Origin of the sequence: Ructibacterium gallinarum, assembly GCF_014982785.1 — a bacterium.
Taxonomy (GTDB): domain Bacteria; phylum Bacillota; class Clostridia; order Monoglobales; family Monoglobaceae; genus Ructibacterium; species Ructibacterium gallinarum.
This window is the reverse complement of the sequence record NZ_JADCKB010000019.1, coordinates 58,633-67,122: the sequence shown is the minus strand read 5'-3', so window position 1 is coordinate 67,122 and position 8,490 is coordinate 58,633. Positions and strand designations below refer to the sequence as shown.

The 8,490-nt window shown below is 43.2% G+C and carries 9 protein-coding genes; 2 read left to right on the top strand and 7 right to left on the bottom strand.

Annotated elements, in window-relative coordinates:
- Nucleotides 1-170: 170 nt before the first annotated feature.
- From INF28_RS09355 to INF28_RS09325, 7 genes are all read right to left on the bottom strand, one after another.
- Nucleotides 171-1,568, bottom strand: coding sequence for an oxaloacetate decarboxylase subunit alpha (locus INF28_RS09355; RefSeq protein WP_226393207.1), 1,398 nt, complete (start codon nt 1,566-1,568; stop codon nt 171-173).
- Between the two features lie 44 nt (nt 1,569-1,612).
- The gene (locus INF28_RS09350; RefSeq protein ID WP_404815157.1) at nt 1,613-2,758 is read right to left on the bottom strand and encodes a sodium ion-translocating decarboxylase subunit beta; all 1,146 of its coding nucleotides are present in this window, start codon (nt 2,756-2,758) and stop codon (nt 1,613-1,615) included.
- Nucleotides 2,759-2,925: 167 nt separating this feature from the next.
- Nucleotides 2,926-3,306 carry a biotin/lipoyl-containing protein gene (locus INF28_RS09345; RefSeq protein WP_226393206.1) on the bottom strand — a complete coding sequence of 127 codons (381 nt, stop codon included), beginning with the start codon at nt 3,304-3,306 and terminating at the stop codon, nt 2,926-2,928.
- A 12-nt stretch (nt 3,307-3,318) separates the two neighbouring features.
- A complete protein-coding gene (locus INF28_RS09340; RefSeq protein WP_226393205.1) occupies nt 3,319-3,687 on the bottom strand; it encodes an OadG family protein in 369 nt (122 codons plus the stop codon).
- Nucleotides 3,688-3,712: 25 nt separating this feature from the next.
- Nucleotides 3,713-5,254, bottom strand: coding sequence for an acyl-CoA carboxylase subunit beta (locus tag INF28_RS09335; protein ID WP_226393204.1), 1,542 nt, complete (start codon nt 5,252-5,254; stop codon nt 3,713-3,715).
- A gap of 32 nt (nt 5,255-5,286) precedes the next feature.
- The gene (locus tag INF28_RS09330; protein WP_226393208.1) at nt 5,287-6,057 is read right to left on the bottom strand and encodes a pseudouridine synthase; all 771 of its coding nucleotides are present in this window, start codon (nt 6,055-6,057) and stop codon (nt 5,287-5,289) included.
- A gap of 197 nt (nt 6,058-6,254) precedes the next feature.
- A complete protein-coding gene (locus INF28_RS09325) occupies nt 6,255-7,403 on the bottom strand; it encodes a D-alanyl-D-alanine carboxypeptidase family protein (RefSeq protein ID WP_226393203.1) in 1,149 nt (382 codons plus the stop codon).
- Nucleotides 7,404-7,555: 152 nt separating this feature from the next.
- Between INF28_RS09325 and INF28_RS09320 the strand changes: the two genes are divergently transcribed.
- Nucleotides 7,556-7,966, top strand: a complete 411-nt coding sequence (locus INF28_RS09320; RefSeq protein ID WP_226393202.1) for an SRPBCC family protein — start codon at nt 7,556-7,558, stop codon at nt 7,964-7,966.
- A gap of 168 nt (nt 7,967-8,134) precedes the next feature.
- Nucleotides 8,135-8,401, top strand: coding sequence for a pro-sigmaK processing inhibitor BofA family protein (locus tag INF28_RS09315; RefSeq protein ID WP_226393201.1), 267 nt, complete (start codon nt 8,135-8,137; stop codon nt 8,399-8,401).
- Nucleotides 8,402-8,490: the final 89 nt, after the last annotated feature.

Genomic DNA, 8,490 nt, shown 5'->3' with positions numbered 1-8,490 from the left:
TTCAGCAATTCTTCTTCGTGTTGCCTTATTTTTATGTATTTTCTTGGCATAACAATGCCCCCCTTTGATAGTTTTTATTATACCATAGGAGGGCGATTTTTTCTATTGTCCGTTTTTACTGGACCTGCTCTTCTACCATGAGGAGCGGGGATTTTTTATAAGAAGTAATATTAAATATAGTGTGTTTTTTCTTCTCTGTTGACCATATCTTTATCTATTTTGTATTTTGCGGCCTGACGCTGTTCAAAAAACTTAACAGCAACTTGATCAAACAGAGCATAGGATAAAACATCTTCAGGTTGTTCAATCCATTGGGCGCATTCTTTTTTCAGCTTATCCAGTTCCGGCTCTAACAAATCGGCGGGACGACAGGTAATTGCTTTCTCATCACCAATAATCTTTTTGCGAAATTCTTCTTTAATCGGAACCGGTGTGCGGCCGTATTCGCCTTTACAGATACCCTTGGTTTCTTTAGAAACCATTTTGTACCGTTCACCCATAATAACATTCAAAACCGCCTGAGTACCAACAATTTGGCTAGTAGGTGTAACTAGCGGGGGGTATCCCAAATCTTCACGGACACGGGGAACTTCTTTTAAAACATCGTCCAGCTTGTCTTCTTTGCCCTGTTGTTTTAACTGAGATACGAGATTAGAGAGCATTCCTCCCGGAACCTGGTATTTTAAGGTGTTGATATCAACGCCCAATACTTTTGTACTCATCAAGCCGCTTTCCAGATATTTTTCGCGCAAAGGTTTAAAATAGTCTGAAATTTCAGTCAGTTGATCAAGATTCATACCAGTATCATATTCCGTACCCTGCAGAGTTGCAACCAGTGGTTCGGTAGGTGGTTGTGAGGTCCCCATCGCCATAGGAGAAAGTGCACAGTCAACAATGTCTACACCGGCTTCAATGGCTTTTAAATAGGTCATAGAAGCTACACCGCTGGTGTAGTGGGTATGAAGCTCCAGCGGGACTTTTACCGCTTTTTTCAACTGTTTTACAAGCTCGTATGCGTTATATGGAGTGAGCAGACCGGCCATATCTTTAATACAGATAGAGTCGGCGCCGCAGTTTACGTATTCTTTCGCAAGTTTAACAAAAAACTCATTGTTGTGCACTGGGCTAATGGTGTATGAAATAGCCGCCTGTACATGTCCGCCTTCCTTTTTGGTAGCATTAATTGCTGTTTGCAGATTACGCACATCGTTGAGTGCATCAAAAATTCTGATAATATCAATGCCGTTTGCAATGGATTTCTGGACAAAATACTCTACTACATCATCAGCATAATGGCGATATCCTAATACGTTTTGACCACGGAACAGCATTTGCAGCTTGGAATTCGGGGCCGCAGCACGGATTTTTCTAAGTCTGTCCCAAGGATCTTCATTTAAAAACCGCAGGCATGCGTCAAAGGTTGCGCCGCCCCATACCTCCAGTGCATGATAACCGGCCTTGTCCATCATGGGAAGAGCCGGGAGCATTTCTTCTGTGGTCATGCGGGTTGCAATTAAGGATTGATGCGCATCGCGGCATATGGTTTCAGTAATTCCTACTTTACCCATCTAAAATAACCTCCTTTATTCAATCACTAAGTTATAGTTCAATCTCACGAAAACATGGAAAGGAATACGCCTGCTGCAACTGCGCTGCCGATAACGCCTGCCACGTTTGGACCCATAGCGTGCATCAGCAGGAAGTTGGCGGGGTTTTCCTTTTGTCCTACGGTTTGAGAAACACGGGCGGCCATAGGAACGGCGGATACACCTGCAGAACCAATCAACGGATTTACTTTGCCGCCGGTAAGTTTGTACATGATTTTACCCAAAAGCAAACCGCCTGCGGTGCTGAAGCAGAAAGCAATCAAACCCAGAACAATAATACCCAGGGTTTCTGCAGTCAAGAAGGTGCTTGCTTTGGCGGTAGCGCCTACGGTTAAACCCAGGAAAATGGTAATGGTATTCATTAAACCATTTTCTGCAGTCTTGGTAAGACGTTCTACAACCCCACATTCTTTTGCAAGATTGCCAAGCATTAGCATACCGACCAAGGTAACTGCATCCGGTACAATCAGTGCTACCACAATCGTTACTACAATCGGGAAAATGATTTTTTCTGTTTTGCTGACAGGACGAAGTTGCTCCATTACAACGCAACGTTCTTTTTTAGTCGTCATTAGTTTCATAATCGGCGGCTGGATTACCGGGATTAATGCCATGTAGGAATAAGCGGCAATTGCAATCGCCGGAAGAAGAGCAGGAGCCAGTGTTTTGGTTACATAGATTGCTGTAGGACCGTCAGCTCCTCCAATAATACCGATAGATGCAGCTTCTTTGACACCAAAATTAATGGCAGGAATGCAGGCGCCAAGCACCAGTGCTCCCAAAAATGTTAAGAATACACCAAGCTGTGCCGCCGCACCTAAAATAATACTTTTCGGATTTGCAATCAGCGGGCCAAAGTCGGTCATAACACCTATCCCCAGGAAAATCAGCGGGGGATAGATTCCTAATTTAACACCTAAGTATAGAAGATCAAGCAGACCGCCTTCAGAGAAAATACGCTGCATATCCAAATGTCCGTCAATCATGTATGCCGGATCGGTAAAGAATTCGGTGTGCATCATAATTGCGCCGGAATTAGCAAACATAGGCAGATTGGACAGGAGCATACCAAAGGCAATCGGCAGGAGCAGCAGCGGTTCAAACTTTTTTACAATAGCCAGATAGAGCAAAACACAGGCAATAGCAATCATTAATGGAGTGCCGATAACAGCTACGAATTGGTCAAAACCAGAAGCCCCCGCCGCAATTGCATCTTTGGCGTTGGTGATCATGGCCGCAATACCTGTACTGCCCATAAAGTCGATAAAACTTTGAAACACAATATCACCCTTTCATCGAATTAACCAAATGGAGTAAATCAGCCGATGGACACCAGAACATCACCGGTAGTTACGCTCGTGCCTGCACTGGTGCTGACAGCAACAATTTTTCCTGCTTTAGGAGCCATAATTTCATTTTCCATTTTCATAGCTTCTAAAATACACAAAACATCGCCGGATTTCACACTGTCACCTACCTGAACTTTTACAGAAACAATGTTACCAGGCATAGGAGCAGTAACATTGGTGGCGCCTGCGGGCGGCGCTGTTTTGGGAGCCGGCGCAGCTTTGGGAGCCGGCGCGGGAGCTGCAGCCTTCGGAGCTGCTTTGGGAGCCGGTGCCGAAGTTTGTACGCCGCCGACTTCTTCAACTTCAACTTCGTAAGAATTGCCGTTTACATTAATAATAAATTTTCTCATGGTTATTCCTCCTTAAAATCTTGCATCAATAACATCTTTCAGTCCGGCTTTATTCCAAGCAGGGCTGGTATTTTCGATTCTTCTGTAGGATTTAATATTTAAATGATAGGTAGAGGTGTTCAAACTGGCTGCAACAGCAGCAGTCAGTACAGCAATCAGTTCCGTTTCATCCATATTGCTTTCTTCTACAGGGGCTGCCGGCACAGGTGCCGGAGCTGGAACCTGTTGGGACGGAACATGGTGTGAATCGTTTTGCGGTTTATAGAAAACTACCTTCATCAGCATCATGACCAGCATGAGGATGATCAACACAGCAAACACGATAATAAGACCGATTACAGTAACCATTAAACCTTCACCCAAAGCTTCAAACAATGACATGGGACATTCTCCTTTCAATGACAAATTACAGAGGGATATTGCCGTGCTTTTTGCTGGGGCGGGTTTCACGTTTGCTCATCAGCATTTCCAGTGCGCTGATCAGACGGGGACGTGTCGAATCCGGTTCAATGACATCATCAACATATCCACGGGCTGCTGCTACATAAGGGTTGGCAAATTTCTCTACATATTCATCAATCTTTTCCTGACGAGCCGTGATAGGATCGGCTGCGTTTGCAATATCTTTTCGGAAGATAATATTAGCCGCTCCAGCAGGACCCATAACTGCGATTTCAGCAGTAGGCCAAGCAAAAACCATATCTGCCCCAAGGTGTTTGCTGTTCATAGCGATATAAGCACCGCCATAGGCTTTGCGCACAATCACATTGATTTTCGGAACGGTTGCTTCAGAAAAAGCATAAAGCAGTTTTGCACCGTGACGGATAATACCGTTGTGTTCCTGCTCCACTCCTGGAAGATAACCGGGAACATCGGTAAAGGTAATAATTGGGATATTAAAGCTGTCACAGAACCGTACAAAACGCGCACCTTTGTCAGAAGAATTGCAGTCAAGAGAACCGGCCATTACCTTTGGCTGGTTTGCAATGATACCAACGGTTGCACCGTTCATTCTGGCAAAACCGGTCACAATGTTGGGGGCAAAAGCTTTAAATATTTCATAAAATTCGCCGTTGTCAACCACTTCAGTAATAATATCACGGATATCGTAGGATTTATTTCCGTCTTCTGGAACCAGCGTGGTCAATTTTTCAGATAAGCGATTCAGATCATCCTCGCAGTCATATGCCGGAGCCATTTCAAGATTATTTGCCGGAAGTAAGCCAAGCAGGTTTTTCACCTGTGCAAAACATTCTTCTTCGGTAGCACATGCCATGGCGGCAACGCCGCTCTTGGAAGCGTGGGTTTGTGCCCCGCCCAGTTCATCAAAAGATACATCTTCACCAGTGACAGATTTCACTACGGAAGGACCGGTAATAAACATTTGACTGGTTTTGTCAACCATAAAAATAAAATCACAAATTGCAGGGGAATAAACAGCACCGCCTGCACAGGGTCCTAAAATAATAGAAATTTGAGGAATCACACCAGAAGAGAGGGTGTTGCGGTAAAAGATATCACCAAAGCCCTTTAAGGCGTCTATTCCCTCCTGAATTCGAGCACCGCCGGAATCATTGATACCAATGATGGGAGCACCCATTTTCATAGCCATATCCATTACTTTACAGATTTTAGCTGCATGCATTTCGCCTAGGGAGCCGCCGATAACGGTAAAATCCTGTGCATATGCATATACAAGACGCCCGTCTACCGTTCCATATCCGGTAACGACACCTTCTCCCGGAGCCTTTGTGTTTGCCATGTCAAATTCCGTGCATCTGTGAGTAACAAATGCATCAATTTCAACAAAACTTCCTTCGTCAAAAAGCATTGCCAGTCGTTCTCTTGCGGTTTTCTTGCCGCTGCTGTGCTGCTTTTTGATTTTTTCTACACCGCCGCCCTGCTCGATTGCAGAGCGCCGCTGCTGTAAGTCATCTAACTTACTCATAAAGTTGCCTCCTTGATATATTAATGTTAATCCTATTTACGATAATTTAATTTTTGCTGTTTCTGCCGGTATACAGCAGAAGATTTTTTGCCAGTTCCAATTTTTTTAAGCATGTTGACCTCTGACTCTGTCAGACGACGCCAGCGGCCAAGAGGAACGTGACCTAAAATCAAGCCGGCTTCTCTGGTGCGTTTCAGTCGTTTTACAATGCATCCGACCTCTTCAAACATACGCCGCACCTGTCGGTTTTTTCCCTCATGAATCGTAATTTCCAGCTTTGTTCCATATTGTGTAGCTCCAATTACTTCTACCTTGGCTGGACGGGTCTTAACGCCGTCAAGGTAGATACCGCTGCGCAGACGCAGCAGAGTATCCATGGTAATATTGCCAGTTACTTCAGCAACATATGTTTTTTCAACTTGGTTTTTGGGATGTGTAATACGATAGGTAATATCTCCGTCATTGGTCATTAACAGAAGTCCTTCTGTATCGTAATCCAAGCGCCCAACCGGATAAATCCGTACTGGAATATCCTGAACAAGAGACATAACGGTGTCACGTCCTTTGTCATCTGATACTGTGGTTACGTAACCAGCGGGCTTGTTTAACATAATATAGACCATTTTCTTTTCCGGCTGTACAAGACGGCCATCAAATTCTACTTGGTCTTTATTTTCATCGATTTGCACTCCCATTGCGGTAACCGTATTGCCGTTGACTTTGATACGCCCTTCCTTAATCAGAACCTCTGCCCCGCGGCGGGAAGCGACTCCACAACCTGCTAAAAATTTTTGCAACCGCATCACGGGAAATCAGCTCCTCTCTTTATTGTTTGGCATAGAAAAAGCCGTATGGAATTTTACGCCATACGGTTTTATTATATCCTATTATTTCAATGATTGCAACAGAAATTTCAAAGATACATCACCAGTCCGCGCCCCCGTTCTGGAACAAAAATTTGTGCATTTTATCTAAAACATACAGAAACGGAAGAGAAAACTTACGTTCCCAAAAGCGTTAGCCACTTTTGATAGAAACGGCTCAGGGTTTCATATAAATTATATTGAATTTTTTTAAGAGTCGGACGTGCCTCGGCACTGCCTTCGATTTTTAATGGAAGTGAAGCCAGTTCCTTGCCATTGAGCAGGACTGAAATTTTTCCGCATTCGGTGCCATCTGAGACGGGCGCAATTAAATCAGGCGTTAGCGTAAGACTGGTAACGCACTGTTCTCCGCTGCGTAGAGGATAGCAAAAATCAGATGCAGAAGTGGCTGTAAGTTCAGTAGTATCAGAATCGAGAATGGGGATAGTTCCAAGAGAACGACCGGATTGCACTACGGTTTCCATATGGTATGTTTCAAACAGGAAATCATATAGAGAGCAGTGGTCGTTCCAGTCATCTGGTGCGTTCAGGGTTACACAAATCAAGGTCATATTATTTCTGCATACGGCAGAAACCAGACAGCGGCCCGCCGCTTTCGTAAAACCTGTTTTAACACCGAGACATCCTTCGCAAAGTTTGAGAAGTTTATTGTGGTTGATAAGTGTTCGAGACACTGCTTTTCCGTCTCCGGAAATTTTGTAGGTTTGTGTGGAAGTAATTTCCGAAAAAGCAGGATTGTTTAATGCCTGTGCGGTAATGTTTGCCATATCAAGCGCGGTAGAATAGTGGGTGTCATCTGGTAATCCGTTGGGATTTGCAAAATGTGTGTGTTTTGCCTTTAATTGCGATGCTTTTTCGTTCATTTTTTTGACAAAGGCTTCTGTGCCGCCAAAATGTTCTGCTATGGCTACTGCTGCATCATTTCCCGAAGAAAGCATTAGCCCGTAGAGCAATTCTTTTAGGGTAAAGGTCTCACCTTCCTGCAAATACATACTGGAGCCTTCTACGCCGGCCGCAGTAGCGGAAATGGTGATTTTATCTTCTAAATTTCCTTCTTCCAGTGCTAAAAGAGCGGTCATGATTTTAGTGGTGCTTGCCATGGGCATTTCTTTTTCTGCATTTTTTTCATATAGAATTCTGCCTGATTCTTTTTCAATAACAACGGCCGACTGAGCTGAAATGTTGGGTGCGGCCCATACTTGCATACTGTTCCATGTCAGACAGAAAAAAATTGCGAAATATATTAAAATAAATTTGTTTTTCATGATTTTCCTCCAGTCTGTTCCGTTTTAATATATGCAAAGAAGAGACATTGCATACATAAAACAGTTTTTCTTATAAAATGAATGGAACTTCTTGCTAAAAACTCCAATTTGTTATATGATAAATAAAACAGACCGGAAAGGATGGATTACAGATGAAAACATCGGTTTTGACAGCAGAGCTTGGGTCGGAAATAGAACAGGTATGGAATGCGGTAACCGATAACCGCAATTACCAGTGGCGAAGTGATATTTCTGAGGTGGAGTGGATTGATATCGGAAGATCGTTTATAGAAAAGGCCAAAAACGGCATAAAAACGGAATTTTATATCACTAATAAAATTACATGCAAAGTATATGAAATGGATTTTCATAATAAAAATCTCAAAGGTCATTTCTGCGGACAGTTTGAGCGCACCGTATCCGGAGGTACTAGGTTGACATTAACTGAAACGGTACAGTTTCGTAGTTTGTGGATTGCCATAGCGGCAGGAGTGACAGGTGCGTTAAAGCGAATGCAGAAAAATTATGTATCAGACCTGAAACGGCTTTTAGCCAAAGCGTAATCTGTGTCAAAATGTGTAGAAAACGGTTTTAGAGCGTATATCAAATGCATTGCAGCCCTCTTTACTATGAAAATATTTTTAAAAAAGGGACAAAGGGTAATATTTGTCCCTTTGCTGACATAAATATGAATCAAGACAGAATGAAGAGCGAAGCAGAGGAGGGATACCATGGTTTTTGATATGGGTTCTGTTTTCATGTACTTATTGGGACTGTTTTTGTTGTATTTATGCTGCCGTTTGTTTATAAAACCAATTAAATGGCTGCTTCTGTTATTCCTTCATTGTCTGCTGGGAATAGGCGGAATTCTATTGTTCAATCTTGTAGTAGGCTCTGCTGGATGGCATGTGGCAGTAAATCCTTTGACGGCAATAACAAGCGGGGTTTTGGGTATACCAGGCATTGTTATGATGCTGTTTATGCAAAGTTTTTTATAAAATTAGAAAGACATCTTATATCTTTCGTTTTATGATCGGTTTCTGCTTTTTGGATGTTAATGCACACAAAAGCAATAGGGTGGGAATGA

Bases quoted from the DNA above. Each gene is read 5' to 3' on its own strand.
- INF28_RS09355 (WP_226393207.1), bottom strand. From the start codon at position 1,568: ATGGGTAAAGTAGGAATTACTGAAACCATATGCCGCGATGCGCATCAA.
- INF28_RS09350 (WP_404815157.1), bottom strand. From the start codon at position 2,758: ATGATTGCTATTGCCTGTGTTTTGCTCTATCTGGCTATTGTAAAAAAG.
- INF28_RS09345 (WP_226393206.1), bottom strand. From the start codon at position 3,306: ATGAGAAAATTTATTATTAATGTAAACGGCAATTCTTACGAAGTTGAA.
- INF28_RS09340 (WP_226393205.1), bottom strand. From the start codon at position 3,687: ATGTCATTGTTTGAAGCTTTGGGTGAAGGTTTAATGGTTACTGTAATC.
- INF28_RS09335 (WP_226393204.1), bottom strand. From the start codon at position 5,254: ATGAGTAAGTTAGATGACTTACAGCAGCGGCGCTCTGCAATCGAGCAG.
- INF28_RS09330 (WP_226393208.1), bottom strand. From the start codon at position 6,057: ATGCGGTTGCAAAAATTTTTAGCAGGTTGTGGAGTCGCTTCCCGCCGC.
- INF28_RS09325 (WP_226393203.1), bottom strand. From the start codon at position 7,403: ATGAAAAACAAATTTATTTTAATATATTTCGCAATTTTTTTCTGTCTG.
- INF28_RS09320 (WP_226393202.1), top strand. From the start codon at position 7,556: ATGAAAACATCGGTTTTGACAGCAGAGCTTGGGTCGGAAATAGAACAG.
- INF28_RS09315 (WP_226393201.1), top strand. From the start codon at position 8,135: ATGGTTTTTGATATGGGTTCTGTTTTCATGTACTTATTGGGACTGTTT.